Below are 15,408 nucleotides of genomic sequence, written 5' to 3'. Positions count from 1 at the left end.
GTGAAGGGGCGCGGTTACCAGAGCGCCAGGGTGTAGCCGATGATCAGACGGTTCTCGTCCACGGCATTGGTCAGGCCGTTGCCGGAACGGAAGGTGACGTTGCGCCAGCGCAGGCTGACGTCCTTGAACGGGCCGCTCTGGATGACGTAGGTGATGTCGGTGTCGCGCTCGCGCTCGCGGCCGTTGCTGACCGTGGCGGTTTCGGCGTGACGGCCATCGGTGTAGCGGGTCATGAAGCTCAGGCCGGGGATGCCCAGGGCGACGAAGTCGTAGTCGTAGCGCAGTTGCCAGGAATCGAGCCCGGCGCGGGTGAAGGTGTTGTAGGTGACCAGGTTGACGGTGTACGGGTCGCCGCCGTTGAGGAACGGGAAGGCGCTGTCGCCGGACATCTGCTGCCAGGTGGCGGAGAACTTGTGGGCCTTCACACCGAGGGTGAACAGGGCGTTGAAGTTGCGGTTGTCGATGCGCCCGGCACGCTCGGCGCCATCGCTGCGGCTGTCGAAGTAGCGCAGGTCGCTGCGCAGGCTGACGCCTTCGGCCAGGGGCTGGGTGTGCAGCAAACCGACATATTGCTGGCGGTAGATGTCTTCGAGCTTGGCGTAGTAGTAGCTTACGCTGGCCTGCGGGGTGATGGCGTAGCTGCCGCCGCCGAAGTCGAAGTGGTCGCTGCTGGCGGCGCCGTAGCCGATGTCGTCGCGCCCGGAGGAGTCGCGCAGGTTGGCCTTGGTCAGGCGACCGCCGTTGAAGGTCAGGCCGTCCAACTCCTGGCTGGTCAGCAGGCCGCCCTGGAAGGTTGAGGCGAGCAGGCGGGTGTCGTTGTACACCACCACCGGCAGGATCGGCTGTAACGTGCCCAGGCGCAGGGTGCTCTTCGATACCCGCAGCTTGCCGGTCAGGCCCAGTTCGCTGTAATCGTCCACCGGCTCCAGGCTGCGCGGTCCGTAAGGTAGCAGGCCGGTGTTGCGCCGGTCGCGGCTGGAGTCGAGCTTGATACCGAGTTGACCCATGGCGTCTACCCCGACACCGACCGGCCCCTCGGTGAAACCCGATTCGAAGCGGGCGGTGAAGCCCTGGCCCCATTCCTCGGCCTTGCTCTGAGGCGCTTTGCTCTGGCGGAAATCGCGGTTGATGTAGTGGTTGCGCAGTTCGAGGCGTGCGTGGCTGTCAGCGATGAAGTCCGCCATGGCCGGCAAGGGCAGGGCGAGGGTGGCCAGCCAGGCGGCTGACTTGAGATGCGTGCGGTTCATTGTTGTTGTACCCGACATTGTTATTGTTCTTGAAGTCAGTGCTTGCTGGCGCCGGCGGCGCCGATACCGGTCATCGAGCGGATGAACTGGGCCAGGTAGCGCCCTCGTTCTTCGCGCGCCCGCTCCGAGCCGTCGGTGACCGAGAAGGCCCAGGCTGCGAGGAAGGCCAGCGACATGGAGAACAGCGCCGGGTTGCTGTAGGGGAACAGCGCCCGCTCGTTGTGCAGCACGTTGACCCACACCGCCGGCCCCAGCACTACCAGCGCGATGGCCGAGACCAGCCCGGCCAGGCTGCCGCACACCGCGCCGCGGGTGGTCAGGCCTTTCCAGAACATCGAGAGCAGCAGCACCGGGAAGTTGACCGAGGCGGCCACCGCCAGCACCAGGCCAGAGAGAAAGGCGATGTTCTGCGCCTCGAACAGCAGCCCCAGCAGCACCGCGAACAAGCCGATCCCCAGGGTGGCCAGGCGCGACACGCGCATCTCCTCCTGCTCGCTGGCCTGGCCCTTGCGCACCACGCAGGCGTACAGGTCGTGGGACACCGCCGAGGCGCCGGACAGCGCCAGGCCCGCCACCACGGCGAGGATGGTGGCGAAGGCCACCGCCGAGATGAAGCCGAGGAACAGGTTGCCACCCACCGCCTGGGCCAGGTGCACCGCGACCATGTTGCCGCCGCCGATGATTGCGCCGGTGGCATCGCGGTAGCTGGGCTCGGTGCCGACCATGACGATGGCGCCGAAGCCGATGACGATCAGCAACAGGTAGAAGTAACCGATGAAACCGGTGGCGTAGAACACGCTCTTGCGCGCTTCCTTGGCATCGCTGACGGTGAAGAAACGCATGAGGATATGCGGCAGGCCCGCAGTGCCGAACATCATCCCCAAGCCGAGCGAGATGGCGTCCACCGGGTTCGATAGCAGCGCCCCTGGCGCCATGATCGCCTGGCCCTTGGCGTGCACGGCCACGGCGCTGGCGAACATCGCCTCGGTGCTGAAACCGAAATGCCTGAGCACCATGAAGGCCATGAAGGTGGTGCCCGACAGCAGCATCACCGCCTTGATGATCTGCACCCAGGTGGTGGCGAGCATGCCGCCGAAGGTGACGTACAGCACCATCAGCACACCCACCAGCATTACTGCGTACAGGTAGCTGATACCGAACAGCAGTTCGATCAGCTTGCCGGCACCGACCATTTGCGCCACCAGGTACATCAGCGCCACGGCCAGGGTGCCGAACGCCGAGGTGAGGCGCACCGGAGCCTGGGCCAGGCGGTAGGAGACCACGTCGGCGAAGGTGTACTTGCCCAGGTTGCGCAGGCGCTCGGCGATCAGGAACAGGATGATCGGCCAGCCGGCCAGCACGCCCAGGGCGTAGAGCAGGCCGTCGTAGCCGTTCATGAACATCATCGCCGAGATGCCCAGGAACGACGCGGCGCTGATCATGTCGCCGGCGATCGCCAGGCCGTTCTGCATACCGGTCAAGCCGCCGCCGGCGGTGTAGAAGTCGCTGGCCGAGCGGGTGCGCAAGGCGGCCCAGCGGGTCACCAGCAGGGTGAAGCCAACGAACACCAGGAACATCGAGATGGCCGTCCAGTTCATCGCGCGCACTCCTGCTTGACCACGTCGTTCAGGGGGTCGATGACGCGGTTAGCGCGGTGCATGTAGAGGCCGGTGAGGGCGAAGGACAGCAGCACCATCAGCACCCCGACCAGCATGCCGACACTGGTCACGCCGCCGTTGAGGGACTGGCCGAGCACGCCAGGGGCGAAGGCCACCAGCAGGACGAAGCCGTAGTAGGCGACAAGCATGGTCAGGGTCAGCGAGCCGTTGAGGCGGCGCTTGCGCCTGATCAGTTGCTGGAAGGCGGGGTGGTTGCTGATGGATTCGAGGTGTTCGGGTGTCATGGGAGCGTTCTCTCTGGCTGTTGTAATTGTTTTTCAGGTCACGCGGGTGTTGCTGTTTGCACCGTCCCTGCAGGAGCGGCCTTGAGCCGCGAAAGGGCCGCAAAGCGGTCCCGGGATCTGCAACACTTCAGCGATTGCCGGGGCTGCTGCGCAGCCCTTTCGCGGCTCAAGGCCGCTCCTACAGAGATGCATTCACAGTTGATCGAAATCGAGCACCACCTTGTCGCTCAGCGGGTAGGTCTGGCACGACAGCACATACCCGGCCGCCACTTCGTAGTCCTCCAGGGCATGGTTGCTGTCCATCTCCACCTCGCCCTCGATCACCTTGCACTTGCAGGTCGAGCACACCCCGGCCTTGCACGACCAGGGCAGCTCGGCACCGATGGCGTTGCCGGCGTCGAGCACGCTGCGGGTATTGCGCGGCAGGTCGAAGGCCAGGGCGCGGCCATCGCTGATCACGGTGACGTGGCTGACCGCCGAATCCACCTGGCGCGCCGCCTCGCGGTCTTCGCGACGTGCCTCGCCACCGGCGGCGGCGAACAGCTCGAAATGGATGCGCGCCTTCTCCAGGCCGTTGGCTTGCAAGCTGTCGCGCACGGTTTCGGTCATCGCTTGCGGGCCGCAGATGAACGCTGCGTCGAGCGACTTCACGTCGAGCCAGCGGGAGAACAGCTGGCCGCACTTGTCGGCGTCGATACGGCCGTTGTACAGGTCGACATCCTGCTGCTCGCGGCTGAACACGAAGATCAGGTTGAGGCGGTCCAGGTACTGGTTCTTCAAGTCTTCGAGGCGGTCGCGAAACAGCGCGCTGTTGCTCGCGCGGTTGCCGTACAGCAGGGTGAAGCGGCTGTGAGGCTCGCTGGCCAGGGTGGTGGCGATCAGCGACAGGATCGGGGTGATGCCGCTGCCGGCGGCCACGCCGAGGTAGTTGCCCTGGCGTGCCGGGTCCAGCGGCACGAAGAAGCTGCCTGACGGCGGCATCACCTCGAGTTGCTGCCCGGCCTTGAGCGCATCGTTGGCGAAGGCCGAGAAGCGCCCGCCTGGCACGCGCTTGACTGCCACGCGCAGCTCGTCGTCCTGCACTGCGCTGCAGATCGAGTAGGAGCGGCGCACTTCCTGGTCATCCAGGCGGGTGCGCATGACCAGGTACTGGCCCTGGGTGAAGCGAAACGCATCGCGCAGGTGCGCGGGCACGTCGAAGGCGATGGACACCGCGTCGCGGGTTTCCTGGCGCACTTGCCGGACGGTCAGGCTGTGAAACTGGCTCATGGCGTTCTCCACGGCTCAAAGGCATTTGAAATAGTCGAACGGCTCCAGGCACGCACGGCAGCGGTACAAGGCCTTGCAGGCGGTCGAGCCGAACTGGCTGAGCAGCTCGGTGTGGCTGCTACCGCATTGCGGGCAGCACACGGTGGGCGATGCGCCGCGCAGGCTGGCGCTGCCGGCAGGCGGTGCGATGCCGTAGGCGCGCAGGCGCTCGCGGCCCTGGTCGCTGATCCAGTCGGTGCTCCAGGCTGGAGTCAGCCGGCGCTCCAGGGCGGGCTCGGCGAAACCGGCCTGTTCCAAAGCCTGGCGGATATCGCCCTCGATCACCTCGGTGGCCGGGCAGCCGGAGTAGGTCGGGGTGACCACCAGGTGCAGGTGGCCGGCGCGCCAGTCGAGGTCGCGGACGATCCCTAAGTCGACCACGCTCACCACCGGCACCTCCGGGTCCATCACTTCGGCCAGCACTGCCCAGGCCCGGGCCAAGTCGCCGTCGCGCAGGGGCCGGGCGCCGCGCTCGCCCGCGATCAGCTCACCAGGTCGCATCGGGGTAGGCTCGCGGCAGAAACTGCATCTCGGCCAGCAGCAGGCCCAGGTGTTCGGTGTGCAGGCCCTGGCGCCCATCCAGGTAGAAGTGGCTGGCGGCCTTTGGCAGCGGTAGCTCTACCGAGGCGAAGATCGCCTCGACCGTGGCCTGCCAGCGGCGGGCGACCTGCGCCGGGTCGGCGGCGATGCCGGCCTGGGCCAGTTGCACTTCGCTGTCGCTGGCGGCCGTCAGCTCGACGGTGAAGCGCCACAGCGTCGCAATGGCGTCGAGCATGCGACGGCGGCTTTCCTCGGTGCCGCCACCCAGGCGCTGCACCCATTCGCCGGAGCGGCGCAGGTGGTAGGTCACTTCCTTCAGGGCCTTGGCGGCGATACCAGCGACACGCTCATCGGTCGATGTGCTCAAACCGTCGAGCACGGCCTGGTGCCAGGCGTCGTAGAGGAAGTGCTTGAGCAGGGTCACGGCGTAGTCGCCGTTGGGTTGCTCGACCAGCAGCAGGTTGCGGTAGGCGCGCTCGTCACGGCGGAACGCGAGCGCGTCGGCATCGGCGCCGTCAGCGCTCAGCTCGGCGGCATACTCCAGCCAGTTGCGCGCCTGGCCGACCAGGTCGAGGCCGACGTTCATCAGCGCCAGCTCTTCCTCCAGCGCCGGTGCCTTGCCGCACCACTCGCACAGGCGCTGGCCCTGGACCAGGGCGCTGTCACCGAGCAGCAGCAGGTATTGAATCAAAGCTTGCTTGTGCATGGCGCGCCTCACATGTGTCCGACTTCGGCCGGCAGCTCGTAGAAGCTGGCGTGGCGGTAGACCTTGTCGTCCGCCGGGGCGAACAGTGGTTCTTTCTCGTCGGGCGAGGAGGCTGTGATCAGCGCCGAGGGCACCACCCACAGGCTCACGCCCTCGCTGCGGCGGGTGTACAGCTCGCGGGCGTTCTCGATGGCCATGGCGGCGTCGGCGGCGTGTACGCTGCCCACGTGCTTGTGGTTGAGGCCGTGCTTGCTGCGCACGAAGACTTCAAAGAGGGTCCAGACAGACATGGGGGTTCTCCGCATCATTCGCCGCTTCAGGCGGCGTTCTTGTTCTGTTGCTTGCGTGCATAGGCGACGGCGGCCTCGCGCACCCAGGCGCCATCCTCGATGGCCTTGCGCCGGGTGGCGACGCGCTCCTGGTTGCAGGGGCCATTACCCTTGATGACTTCGTAGAACTCGTCCCACTGGATCTCGCCGAAGTCGTAGTGGCCGCGGGCTTCGTTCCACTTCAGCGCAGGGTCCGGCGCGGTGCAGCCGAGCAGTTCCAGTTGCGGCACGGTCTGGTCGATGAAGCGCTGGCGCAGCTCGTCGTTGGTCTGGCGCTTGATCTTCCAGGCCATGGACTGGGCACTGTTGGGCGAGTGTTCGTCGCTGGGGCCGAACATCATCAATGCCGGCCACCACAGGCGGTTGATGGCGTCCTGGACCATGTCCTTCTGGGCCTGGGTGCCGTGGCGCATCAAGGTCAGCAGCAGCTCGTAGCCCTGGCGCTGGTGGAAGCTCTCTTCCTTGCAGATGCGGATCATGGCGCGGGCGTAGGGGCCGTAGGAGGTGCGCTGCAGCACCACTTGGTTGACGATCGCCGCGCCGTCCACCAGCCAGCCCACCGCGCCCATGTCGGCCCAGCTGAGGGTGGGGTAGTTGAAGATGCTCGAGTACTTGGCCTTGCCACTGTGCAGCTTGGCGACTTCTTCGTCGCGGTCGGCGCCGAGGGTTTCCATGGCGCTGTACAGGTACAGGCCATGGCCGGCCTCGTCCTGGATCTTGGCCATCAGTTGCAGCTTGCGTTTGAGCGAGGGGGCGCGGGTGACCCAGTTGCCTTCGGGCAGCATGCCGACGATTTCCGAATGGGCATGCTGGGAGATCTGGCGGATGAGGGTCTGGCGGTAGGCGTCGGGCATCCAGTTCTTGGCTTCGATCTTGATCTCGGCGTCGATCTTTTCCTGGAAGGCGCGCTCTTCGGGCGACATCTCTTCCAGCGATTTGAGGCGCTTGACGCCGGTTTCTACGAGCTGTGCGTACATGGTCGGGCTCCCGGTTGTGGGCTGCGTGGGGCGTGGACTATTTATAAGCGATACAAAACACAACATCAAACAGTATTTGATGTATCAGATAAGATTTGCGTATCGCTTTCGAGGTGCTCGACGGGGGAGTCGGGGTGTGTTCCAGACCGAGCGCCGCCCGCGCGGCGCATCGCGGATGAATCCGCTCCTACAGAAACCCCACTGGCCTCAAGCCTTGTGCCAAGGCAGGCAACAAAAAGCCCAGGACGATGCCTGGGCTTTCGCATAACGTTGCCTGTCAGCTGGCCAGCCGCTTGTCATACACGTGGCAGGCCTTGCCCTCCGAGCGCTTCAGCGTGCCGCACGGCTGCAAATGAATCTGTGTGCTGATACCGATATAGGTCTTGATCTGCCGCGCCAGTTCGCCCACCACCTGTTTGCGCTGGCCCTCGTCGAGGTACTGGCTGTCGCTGCGCAGCTCCACATGCACCTCCACGCTGTCGAGGTTTCCATTGCGATACAGATGAATCTCATAAAGCTCTGAAAGCTGTTTTATTTTTAGCACCTGTTCCTCGATCTGCGTCGGGAACACGTTGACCCCGCGAATGATCAGCATGTCGTCGCTGCGCCCGGTGATCTTGCCGATGCGCCGCATCGGCCGCGCCGTGCCAGGCAGCAAGCGGGTGAGGTCGCGGGTGCGGTAGCGCACCATGGGCAGTGCCTCCTTGCTCAGCGAGGTGAACACCAGCTCGCCCAGTTGCCCGTCCGGCAGCACCTGGCCACTGACCGGGTCGATGATCTCGGGGTAGAAGTGATCCTCCCAGATGGTCGGGCCATCCTTGGTCTCGATGCACTCCATGGCCACGCCTGGCCCCATGATTTCCGAGAGCCCGTAGATATCGAGCGCGTTGATTCCCAGGCGCTGCTCGATGGCGCGGCGCAGCTCGTCGGTCCAGGGTTCGGCGCCGAAGATGCCCAGGCGCAGCTTGAGGTCGTCCGGGGCGATGCCCTGGCGCTCGATTTCGTCGGCCAGGTTGAGCATGTACGACGGCGTGACCATGATGATGTCGGGCTGGAAGTCGCGGATCAGTTGCACCTGCTTCTCGGTCTGGCCGCCGGACATGGGGATCACCGTGCAGCCCAGGCGCTCGGCGCCATAGTGGGCACCAAGGCCACCGGTGAACAGACCGTAGCCGTAGGAGACATGCACCTTGTCGCCCTTGCGCCCGCCCGCGGCGCGGATCGAGCGGGCAACCACGTTGGCCCAGGTGTCGATGTCGTTCTGGGTGTAGCCGACCACCGTCGGCTTGCCGGTGGTGCCACTGGAGGCATGCAGGCGCACCACCTGGTCCTGGGGCACGGCGAACATGCCGTAGGGGTAGTTGTCGCGCAGGTCGTTCTTGCCGGTGAAGGGGAACTTGGCCAGGTCATCCAGCGACTTCAGGTCGTCGGGGTGGGCGCCGCAGGCGTCGAAACGCTGGCGGTACAACGGCACGTTGGCGTAGGCGTGGTTCAGGCTCCAGCGCAGGCGCTCCAGCTGGTGCTGGCGCAGCGCGTCGACACTGGCGGTTTCCATCGGGTCGAGCAAGGCGCGTTCGGCATCGTGGTAGAGGTTCATGGTTTCACTCGAGTTGTTCTTGTCGTGGGCCGTGGCCCTGAGTGTCATGGCAGGCAGCATACTGCCCGTGTCGTCTTGAGTCTTGCCGGGTGGATCAGAGGCGCTCGATCACCAGAGCGATGCCCTGGCCGACGCCGATGCACATGGTGCACAGGGCGTAGCGGCCTGCTGTCGCCTCCAGCTGGTGCAGGGCTGTGGTGACCAGCCTGGCGCCGCTCATGCCCAGCGGGTGGCCCAGGGCGATGGCACCGCCGTTGGGGTTGACCCGTCGGTCGTCGTCAGCCAGGCCCAGCTCGCGCAGCACGGCCAGGCCTTGGGCGGCGAAGGCTTCGTTGAGCTCGATCACGTCCATGTCGGCGAGCGACAGCCCGGTCAGAGCCAGCACCTTGCGGGTGGCCGGCACCGGGCCGATACCCATGATGCGCGGTTCGACGCCGGCCGTGGCCAGCCCCAGCACCCGGCCTCGGGCTTTCAACCCATGGCGGCGCGCGGCCTCCGGACTGGCCAGCAGCAGGGCGCAAGCGCCGTCGTTTACCCCGGAGGCGTTGCCAGCGGTGACGCTGCCGTCAGCCCGGAACGGCGTGCCCAGGCGGGCCAGTTGCTCCAGCGTGGTGTCGCCACGCGGGTGCTCATCGTGTTCGATGCATTGGGGCGGGCCTTTGCGCTGGGTAATCTCGACCGGCACGATCTCCCGTGCCAGGCGCCCGCTGGCCTGGGCGGCGGCGGCCTTGAGCTGGCTGCGCAGGGCGAAGGCGTCCTGGTCCTCGCGGGAGATGCCGAACTGCTCGGCGACGTTCTCGGCGGTTTCGGGCATCGAGTCGATGCCGTACTGGGCTTGCATCAGCGGGTTGACGAAGCGCCAGCCGATGGTGGTGTCGAACAGTTCGGCGCTGCGGCCAAAGGCCTGCTCCGACTTGCCCATCACGAACGGCGCCCTGGACATCGACTCGACGCCACCGGCCAGCATCAGCCCGGCCTCGCCGCAGCGCAGGGCACGAGCAGCATTGCCGATGGCATCCAGGCCCGAGCCACAGAGGCGGTTGATCGTGGTGCCTGGTACGCAGACCGGCAGCCCGGCCAGCAGGCTGGCCATGCGCGCGACGTTGCGGTTGTCTTCGCCGGCCTGGTTGGCGCAACCGAGGATCACATCGTCGATGGCGTTCCAGTCCAGTTCAGGGTGGCGCGCCATCAGCGCCTTGATCGGCAGGGCGGCCAGGTCGTCGGCGCGCACGCTCGACAGGGCGCCGCCATAGCGGCCGATGGGCGTGCGCACGGCGTCGATGATCAGGGCGTGGGGCAGGGTGGCTTCAGTCATGGGACGTCTCCGGTGTCAGCACGCTGCCGCGCACTTTGTAGGATTTGCCGTGGAACAGGGCGATCAGTTCGCCCTGCTGGTTCTCGATGCGCACGTCGTAGTTGCCGGTGCGGCCCTTGCGGCTCTGCTCGCTGGCGGTTGCAGTCAGCTGGTCGCCCAACCGCGCCGGCGCCACGTAGTCGATGCTGCAACCCAGGGCCACGGCTGCTTCATCGTAGCTGTTGCAGGCGAAAGCGAAGGCCGAGTCGGCCAGGGCGAACAGGTAGCCGCCGTGGCAGGTGCCGTGGCCCTGGATCATGTCGGCGCGCACGCTCATGCCCAGGCGGGCGCTGCCGGGGCCGGCCTCGAGCAATTCGATGCCCAGCCCCTGGCTGGCCGCGTCGCGGCCGAACATCGACTCAGCGCAGGCGCGGGCCAAGGTCGCGGGGGAGTGGTCAGGCATGCAGGCGTCCTCCTTCGGTATAAATACGGCGCAGCAACAGGGAAGGGCGGTAGCGTTCCTCCCCGTAGCTGCGTTGCAGGTTTTCCAGCACGCGCAGGGTGTAGCCGACACCCAGGGCATCGGCCCAGGCCAGCGGGCCGCGCGGGTAGTTGACCCCGGCGCGCATGGCCAGGTCGATGTCGGCGGGCGACGCGACGCCTTGCAGCACGGCGTCGGCGGCTTCGTTGGCGAGCATCGCCACGGTGCGCAGCACCACCAGGCCCGGCAGGTCGGCGACGGCGCTGGCCTTGAGCCCGACATGACGCAGCAGGGCCACGGCCTGATCGAGGGCTTCAGGGGTGCAATCGGCGCTATGGCTGATGGCGATGCGCGCGGCCTGCTGATAGTCGAGCGCCAGGTCCAGCAGCACCAGGTTGCGCAAGCCATCCTCACGGGCGCGCTGGCTGGCCAGGCGACCGTCGGACAGGGCCAGGGTCGCGTCGCCAACCCTCAGCAGGCCGGTGCCGGCACGTTCGGTCACGCGGATACCGACATTGCGCAGGCGCTCGGTCAGCGGTCGCAGGATGCCCAGGTCACCTTCCACGGCGCAGTGCTCGACTGCGCTGTCGCTGTGCAGCTCGTTCGCTTGTGGGCGTTCGGCCCCCTTGTTGTAGTCATAGAAGCCCTTGCCGCTCTTGCGACCCAGCTGCCCGGCATCCACCAGTGCTTTCTGCACCAGTGAGGGCTGGAAACGGAAATCTCCATAGAAGGCCTCGAACACCGAACAGGTCACGGCGTAGTTGACGTCGTGGCCGATCAGGTCGGTGAGCTCGAAGGCCCCCATGCGAAAGCCGCCTGCGTCACGCAGCAGTGCGTCTAGGGTGGCGCAGTCGGCCGCACCTTCCTGCAGCAGGCGCAGGCTTTCGGCGTAGAACGGCCGGGCCACGCGATTGACGATGAAGCCCGGCGTCGAGCGCGCATGGACCGGCTCCTTGCCCCAGGCCTGCGCGGTGGCGTGGACCCTGGCAGCCACGTCGGGGGATGTGGCCAACCCGGACACGACCTCCACCAGCGCCATCAAAGGCGCCGGGTTGAAGAAGTGCATGCCGACCACTCGCTGTGGCAAGCGCAAGCCGGCAGCCAGGCTGGTGATCGACAGGGAGGACGTGTTGCTCGCCAGGATGCAGTCGTCGCAACACAGCGCCTCGAGTTGTCGCAGCAGGCCCTGCTTGACGGCCAGGTTCTCGACGACAGCCTCGATCACCAAGCGGGCGTCGGCCAGTGCATCTAGGGTTTCCGCCGGCCTCAAGCGGGCCACGATGGCTTCGCGAGCCTGCGCGTCCAGCTTGCCTTTTTCCACCAGTCGGCCGAGCTGGCGATCAATACCGCGCACCGCTTCGGCGGCGGCGCCGGGGCGATTGTCATAGAGGTGGACGGAGTGCCCCGCCTGTGCCGCCACCTGGGCGATTCCGGCGCCCATGGCACCGGCGCCGATTACCGCGACGTGCGCATTGCAATCCAGAGCAGTCATGGTCAGCACCCCTTGAACACGGGCGTGCGCTTGTTCATGAAGGCGCTGACCCCTTCGCGATAATCCTCGCTGCGTCCGGCCAGGCGCTGCAGGTCGCGCTCCAGCTCCAGCTGCTCGTCGAAACGGTTGTCAAAGCTCTGGTTCAGGGCGCGCTTGACCAGGGCCAGGCCATAAGTGGGCTGGGTCGCCAGTTGGCGGGCCAGCTTGAGCGCCTCGTCACGCAGCGCGCCATCGTCCACCACGCGGTGGATTAGCCCCCATTGCTCGGCCTGCTCCGCGCTCAGCCGTTCACCCAGCATGGTTAGCGCCTTGGCCCGGGTCATGCCGACCAGGCGGGGCAGCAGCCAGGTGCCGCCGGAATCGGGCACCAGGCCGATCTTGCAGAACGCCTGAATGAAGCTCGCCGAGCGCGCGGCCAACACCAGGTCGCAAGCCAGCGGCAGGTTGGCGCCGGCCCCGGCGGCCACGCCGTTGACCGCGCAGACCACCGGCAGCGGCAGGTCGCGCAGGCTGCGCACCAGCGGGTTGTAGAACTGCTCGATGGACTGGCCCAGGTCCGGCATGTCCGCGCCCGGCGCCACATTGCGGTCAGACAGGTCCTGGCCGGCGCAGAAGCCACGGCCTTCGGCGGTCAGCAGCAGCACGCGGGCGCGTTCGCTCTGACGCACTTGCTTCAACGCCTCGCGCACTTCCAGGTGCATGGCGGTGTTGAAGCTGTTGAGCTGTTCGGGCCGGTTCAATGAAAGGGCGGCGACACCGTCGTCGTCGATGGAAAACAGGATGTGCTGGTAAGGCATGACAGGTGTGCTCCGTCAGTTACAGCCCTTGGAATCGGGCCGGGCGTTTTTCCTGGAAGGCGCGAATGCCTTCGTCGCGGTCGGCGGTGCCGGCCAGCAGGGTGAAGGCGTGGCGCTCGAAGCGCAGGCCGCTGGCAAGGTCCATGTCCTGGGCCTTGAGCAGCGCTTCCTTGGCCAGGCGCACCGCCAGCGGCGCCTTGGCGGCGATGGCGATGGCCACCTGCAGGGCGCGCTCGACGGTCAGCTCCGGCTGGGTGATTTCGCTGACCAGCCCGGCTTGCAAGGCGTGGCGGGCATCGATGGCTTCGCCGGTGAGGACCATCTGCATGGCCAGAGGCTTGCCCACGGCGCGTAGCAGGCGTTGGGTGCCACCGGCGCCGGGGAGAATGCCGAGATTGATTTCCGGCTGACCGAAGCGCGCGTCGCTGCCGGCGACAACGATATCGGCGCACATCACCAGCTCGCAGCCGCCGCCCAGGGCGAAGCCGTTGACGGCGGCGATCAGGGGTTTGGAAAAGGCGGCGATGCGTTGCCAGCAGGCCACCCGTGGATCGTTGAGGATGCCGATCAGGTCGCGCTCGGCCATCTCGTTGATATCGGCGCCGGCGGCGAAGGCCTTGCGGCTGCCGGTGATGACCACGGCGCGGATTTGCGGATCGTGCTCGGCCGCCTCCAGTTCGCTGGCGAGTTCGGCCAATAGCTCGGTGTTCAGGGCGTTGAGGGCTTGCGGGCGTTGCAGGGTGACCAGGCGGACGCCGTCCGCTGGTGCCTGCACAACGAGGTTGCGCGGCATGGTGATACCTCAGGCTGCACGCTCGGCACGGGGGTGGCCGGCTTTTCTTGGTGTTGTATGCGATGGCGCGGTGGAAGCCGGGCCATGCCTTGGTGAGGGAGTATAGGCCTAATACGATACATAAAATCAACAGATAAAATTAATATGGTATCATTGCATGCAATTCGATCTGTAGAAGTCAGCCTTGCTGGCGAACCGGCATCAACACCATAAATCGCTGGATAGCCGTTCGCCAGCAAGGCTGTTGCCTACAGGCAAATGTATTGCCTTCATTGACAATATGATCTCAATAGATTGAGTATTTCATTTATTTTGAATCATTAATTGAGGTGACCAATGCCCTGCTACCGCCTGGACGGCCTGACCCCCGTGATCCACCCCAGCGCCTACGTGCACCCGAGCGCGGTGCTGATCGGCGACGTGATCATCGGCCCGGACTGCTATGTCGGCCCCCTGGCGTCGCTGCGCGGCGACTTCGGGCGCATCGTCCTCGAGCAGGGCGCCAACCTGCAGGACACCTGCGTGATGCACGGTTTCCCCGGTGGCGACACCGTGGTCGAGCGCAACGGCCACATCGGCCACGGCGCCGTGTTGCACGGCTGCCGGGTAGGCGAGGACGCCCTGGTCGGCATGAACGCGGTGGTCATGGACGGCGCCCACATCGCCCCGCGCTGCATCGTCGCCGCCACCGCCTTCGTCAAGGCCGGTTTCCAGTGCCCGGAGCAAAGCCTGGTGATGGGTGCGCCGGCCGAAGTGAAGCGCTCGCTCAGCAACCAGGAACTGGCCTGGAAGCAACGTGGGACCGCCGAATATCACACGCTGGCCCGGCGCTGCATGACCGCGCTGGTGGAGTGCCCGCCCTTGACCCAGGTGGAAGATCAACGCCCGCGCATGGGCGATTCGGGCTTCAGGCCCAAGGCCGAGGGCGGTGCATGAGCCTTGCGCGGTCGCGGCAGGCAGGTATAGTCGAGGCTTTAGCCGCGCCTCGTCCCCCCATGAGCAGCCTTGCCCCCCTGAATCACCTGATCACCCGTTTCCAGGAGCAGACGCCGATCCGCGCCAGCTCGCTGATCATCACCCTCTACGGCGATGCCATCGAACCCCACGGCGGCACAGTCTGGCTGGGCAGTTTGATCAGCCTGCTGGAGCCGATGGGCATCAACGAGCGGCTGATCCGCACCTCGATCTTCCGCCTCACCAAGGAAGGTTGGCTGACCGCCGAGAAGGTCGGCCGGCGCAGCTACTACAGCCTCACCGGCACTGGCCGACGGCGTTTCGAGAAAGCCTTCAAGCGGGTCTACAGCGCCAATTTGCCGGCCTGGAATGGCGCCTGGACGCTGGTGCTGCTGTCGCAGCTCGACGCTGGCAAGCGCAAGGCCGTGCGTGAAGAGCTGGAATGGCAGGGCTTCGGCGCCATGGGCGCGAACCTGTTGGGTTGCCCGCGTACTGACCGTGCCGACCTCAGCGCCACGCTGCGTGAACTGGAGGTCGAGGACGATTGCATTGTCTTCGAGACCCATGCCCAGGAAGTATTGGCATCAAAGGCCTTGCGTGCCCAGGTGCGGGAAAGTTGGAACATCGAGGAGCTAGGTCAGCACTACAGCGAGTTCATCCGCCTGTTCCGCCCGTTGTGGCAGGCCATGAAGGACCTCGACGGCGCCAGCTCGCAGGACTGTTTCCTGGCCCGTACGCTGCTGATCCACGAGTACCGACGGCTGTTGCTGCGCGACCCGCAGTTGCCGGACGAACTGTTGCCAGGGGACTGGGAAGGGCGTGCGGCGCGGCAGCTGTGCCGCAACCTGTATCGATTGGTGCAGGGCAGGGCGGAGGAGTACCTCGCCAGTGCGCTGGAAACGGCGGATGGACCATTGCCTGATGCGAGCGAGAGTTTCCACAGGCGATTTGGAGGGCTCAGCTGAGCCTCTGCCTGGTAAATGCTGATCA

Annotated in this window: 15 protein-coding genes and 1 pseudogene; 2 read left to right on the top strand and 14 right to left on the bottom strand. The window is 66.1% G+C overall.

The window, feature by feature from the left end; all coding sequences use genetic code 11:
* Window positions 1–14: 14 nt before the first annotated feature.
* The 14 genes and pseudogenes from JYG34_RS13415 to paaF all read right to left on the bottom strand — a co-directional run bounded on the left by JYG34_RS13415 (window position 15) and on the right by paaF (window position 13,464).
* Window positions 15–1,247 (bottom strand): OprD family porin, encoded by a 1,233-nt coding sequence (locus JYG34_RS13415; protein ID WP_213656898.1) that lies wholly within the window; start codon window positions 1,245–1,247, stop codon window positions 15–17.
* A 35-nt stretch (window positions 1,248–1,282) separates the two neighbouring features.
* Window positions 1,283–2,851, bottom strand: a pseudogene (locus tag JYG34_RS13410) (cation acetate symporter); the annotation flags it as partial.
* The gene (locus JYG34_RS13405) at window positions 2,842–3,150 is read right to left on the bottom strand and encodes a DUF485 domain-containing protein (RefSeq protein WP_213656897.1); all 309 of its coding nucleotides are present in this window, start codon (window positions 3,148–3,150) and stop codon (window positions 2,842–2,844) included. The pseudogene JYG34_RS13410 and the gene JYG34_RS13405, both read right to left, overlap by 10 nt.
* Window positions 3,151–3,342: 192 nt before the next feature.
* Window positions 3,343–4,419, bottom strand: a complete 1,077-nt coding sequence (paaE, locus tag JYG34_RS13400) for a 1,2-phenylacetyl-CoA epoxidase subunit PaaE (protein ID WP_213656896.1) — start codon at window positions 4,417–4,419, stop codon at window positions 3,343–3,345.
* A 15-nt stretch (window positions 4,420–4,434) separates the two neighbouring features.
* Window positions 4,435–4,959 carry a 1,2-phenylacetyl-CoA epoxidase subunit PaaD gene (paaD, locus tag JYG34_RS13395; protein WP_213656895.1) on the bottom strand — a complete coding sequence of 175 codons (525 nt, stop codon included), beginning with the start codon at window positions 4,957–4,959 and terminating at the stop codon, window positions 4,435–4,437.
* Window positions 4,946–5,704: a 1,2-phenylacetyl-CoA epoxidase subunit PaaC gene (paaC, locus tag JYG34_RS13390; RefSeq protein WP_213656894.1), complete on the bottom strand. Its 759-nt coding sequence runs from the start codon at window positions 5,702–5,704 to the stop codon at window positions 4,946–4,948. Before paaC ends, paaD begins: the two co-directional genes overlap by 14 nt.
* Window positions 5,705–5,712: 8 nt before the next feature.
* Entirely contained in the window at window positions 5,713–5,994 is a 282-nt protein-coding gene (gene paaB, locus JYG34_RS13385; protein WP_213656893.1) for a 1,2-phenylacetyl-CoA epoxidase subunit PaaB, read from the bottom strand.
* 26 nt (window positions 5,995–6,020) lie between these two features.
* Complete coding sequence (paaA, locus tag JYG34_RS13380) at window positions 6,021–7,010, bottom strand: 1,2-phenylacetyl-CoA epoxidase subunit PaaA (RefSeq protein ID WP_213656892.1); 990 nt, start codon at window positions 7,008–7,010, stop codon at window positions 6,021–6,023.
* Between the two features lie 277 nt (window positions 7,011–7,287).
* Window positions 7,288–8,607 (bottom strand): phenylacetate--CoA ligase PaaK, encoded by a 1,320-nt coding sequence (gene paaK / locus JYG34_RS13375; RefSeq protein WP_213656891.1) that lies wholly within the window; start codon window positions 8,605–8,607, stop codon window positions 7,288–7,290.
* Window positions 8,608–8,701: 94 nt separating this feature from the next.
* Entirely contained in the window at window positions 8,702–9,922 is a 1,221-nt protein-coding gene (gene pcaF, locus JYG34_RS13370) for a 3-oxoadipyl-CoA thiolase (protein WP_283811762.1), read from the bottom strand.
* On the bottom strand, window positions 9,915–10,364 hold the full coding sequence (gene paaI, locus JYG34_RS13365; protein ID WP_213656890.1) for a hydroxyphenylacetyl-CoA thioesterase PaaI: 450 nt from the start codon (window positions 10,362–10,364) through the stop codon (window positions 9,915–9,917). The genes pcaF and paaI overlap by 8 nt, the downstream gene beginning before the upstream one ends.
* Window positions 10,357–11,874 carry a 3-hydroxyacyl-CoA dehydrogenase PaaH gene (gene paaH, locus JYG34_RS13360; RefSeq protein WP_213656889.1) on the bottom strand — a complete coding sequence of 506 codons (1,518 nt, stop codon included), beginning with the start codon at window positions 11,872–11,874 and terminating at the stop codon, window positions 10,357–10,359. Before paaH ends, paaI begins: the two co-directional genes overlap by 8 nt.
* Window positions 11,875–11,876: 2 nt before the next feature.
* On the bottom strand, window positions 11,877–12,671 hold the full coding sequence (gene paaG / locus JYG34_RS13355) for a 2-(1,2-epoxy-1,2-dihydrophenyl)acetyl-CoA isomerase PaaG (RefSeq protein ID WP_213656888.1): 795 nt from the start codon (window positions 12,669–12,671) through the stop codon (window positions 11,877–11,879).
* Window positions 12,672–12,690: 19 nt separating this feature from the next.
* A complete protein-coding gene (gene paaF / locus JYG34_RS13350) occupies window positions 12,691–13,464 on the bottom strand; it encodes a 2,3-dehydroadipyl-CoA hydratase PaaF (RefSeq protein ID WP_213656887.1) in 774 nt (257 codons plus the stop codon).
* A 336-nt stretch (window positions 13,465–13,800) separates the two neighbouring features.
* Here paaF and paaY point away from each other — a divergent pair, with 336 nt between their 5' ends.
* Complete coding sequence (paaY, locus tag JYG34_RS13345; RefSeq protein WP_213656886.1) at window positions 13,801–14,400, top strand: phenylacetic acid degradation protein PaaY; 600 nt, start codon at window positions 13,801–13,803, stop codon at window positions 14,398–14,400.
* Between the two features lie 59 nt (window positions 14,401–14,459).
* On the top strand, window positions 14,460–15,383 hold the full coding sequence (gene paaX, locus JYG34_RS13340; protein WP_213656885.1) for a phenylacetic acid degradation operon negative regulatory protein PaaX: 924 nt from the start codon (window positions 14,460–14,462) through the stop codon (window positions 15,381–15,383).
* The last annotated feature ends 25 nt before the right edge of the window (window positions 15,384–15,408 follow it).

Origin of the sequence: Pseudomonas entomophila, assembly GCF_018417595.1 — a bacterium.
Lineage (GTDB): Bacteria > Pseudomonadota > Gammaproteobacteria > Pseudomonadales > Pseudomonadaceae > Aquipseudomonas > Aquipseudomonas entomophila_C.
This window is presented reverse-complemented; position numbering and strand designations above follow the sequence as displayed.

Bases quoted from the DNA above. Each gene is read 5' to 3' on its own strand.
- paaK (WP_213656891.1), bottom strand. From the start codon at position 8,607: ATGAACCTCTACCACGATGCCGAACGCGCCTTGCTCGACCCGATGGAA.
- paaF (WP_213656887.1), bottom strand. From the start codon at position 13,464: ATGCCGCGCAACCTCGTTGTGCAGGCACCAGCGGACGGCGTCCGCCTG.
- paaX (WP_213656885.1), top strand. From the start codon at position 14,460: ATGAGCAGCCTTGCCCCCCTGAATCACCTGATCACCCGTTTCCAGGAG.
- paaI (WP_213656890.1), bottom strand. From the start codon at position 10,364: ATGCCTGACCACTCCCCCGCGACCTTGGCCCGCGCCTGCGCTGAGTCG.
- paaB (WP_213656893.1), bottom strand. From the start codon at position 5,994: ATGTCTGTCTGGACCCTCTTTGAAGTCTTCGTGCGCAGCAAGCACGGC.
- JYG34_RS13405 (WP_213656897.1), bottom strand. From the start codon at position 3,150: ATGACACCCGAACACCTCGAATCCATCAGCAACCACCCCGCCTTCCAG.
- paaD (WP_213656895.1), bottom strand. From the start codon at position 4,959: ATGCGACCTGGTGAGCTGATCGCGGGCGAGCGCGGCGCCCGGCCCCTG.
- JYG34_RS13415 (WP_213656898.1), bottom strand. From the start codon at position 1,247: ATGAACCGCACGCATCTCAAGTCAGCCGCCTGGCTGGCCACCCTCGCC.
- paaC (WP_213656894.1), bottom strand. From the start codon at position 5,704: ATGCACAAGCAAGCTTTGATTCAATACCTGCTGCTGCTCGGTGACAGC.
- paaE (WP_213656896.1), bottom strand. From the start codon at position 4,419: ATGAGCCAGTTTCACAGCCTGACCGTCCGGCAAGTGCGCCAGGAAACC.
- paaY (WP_213656886.1), top strand. From the start codon at position 13,801: ATGCCCTGCTACCGCCTGGACGGCCTGACCCCCGTGATCCACCCCAGC.
- paaA (WP_213656892.1), bottom strand. From the start codon at position 7,010: ATGTACGCACAGCTCGTAGAAACCGGCGTCAAGCGCCTCAAATCGCTG.
- paaH (WP_213656889.1), bottom strand. From the start codon at position 11,874: ATGACTGCTCTGGATTGCAATGCGCACGTCGCGGTAATCGGCGCCGGT.
- paaG (WP_213656888.1), bottom strand. From the start codon at position 12,671: ATGCCTTACCAGCACATCCTGTTTTCCATCGACGACGACGGTGTCGCC.
- pcaF (WP_283811762.1), bottom strand. From the start codon at position 9,922: ATGACTGAAGCCACCCTGCCCCACGCCCTGATCATCGACGCCGTGCGC.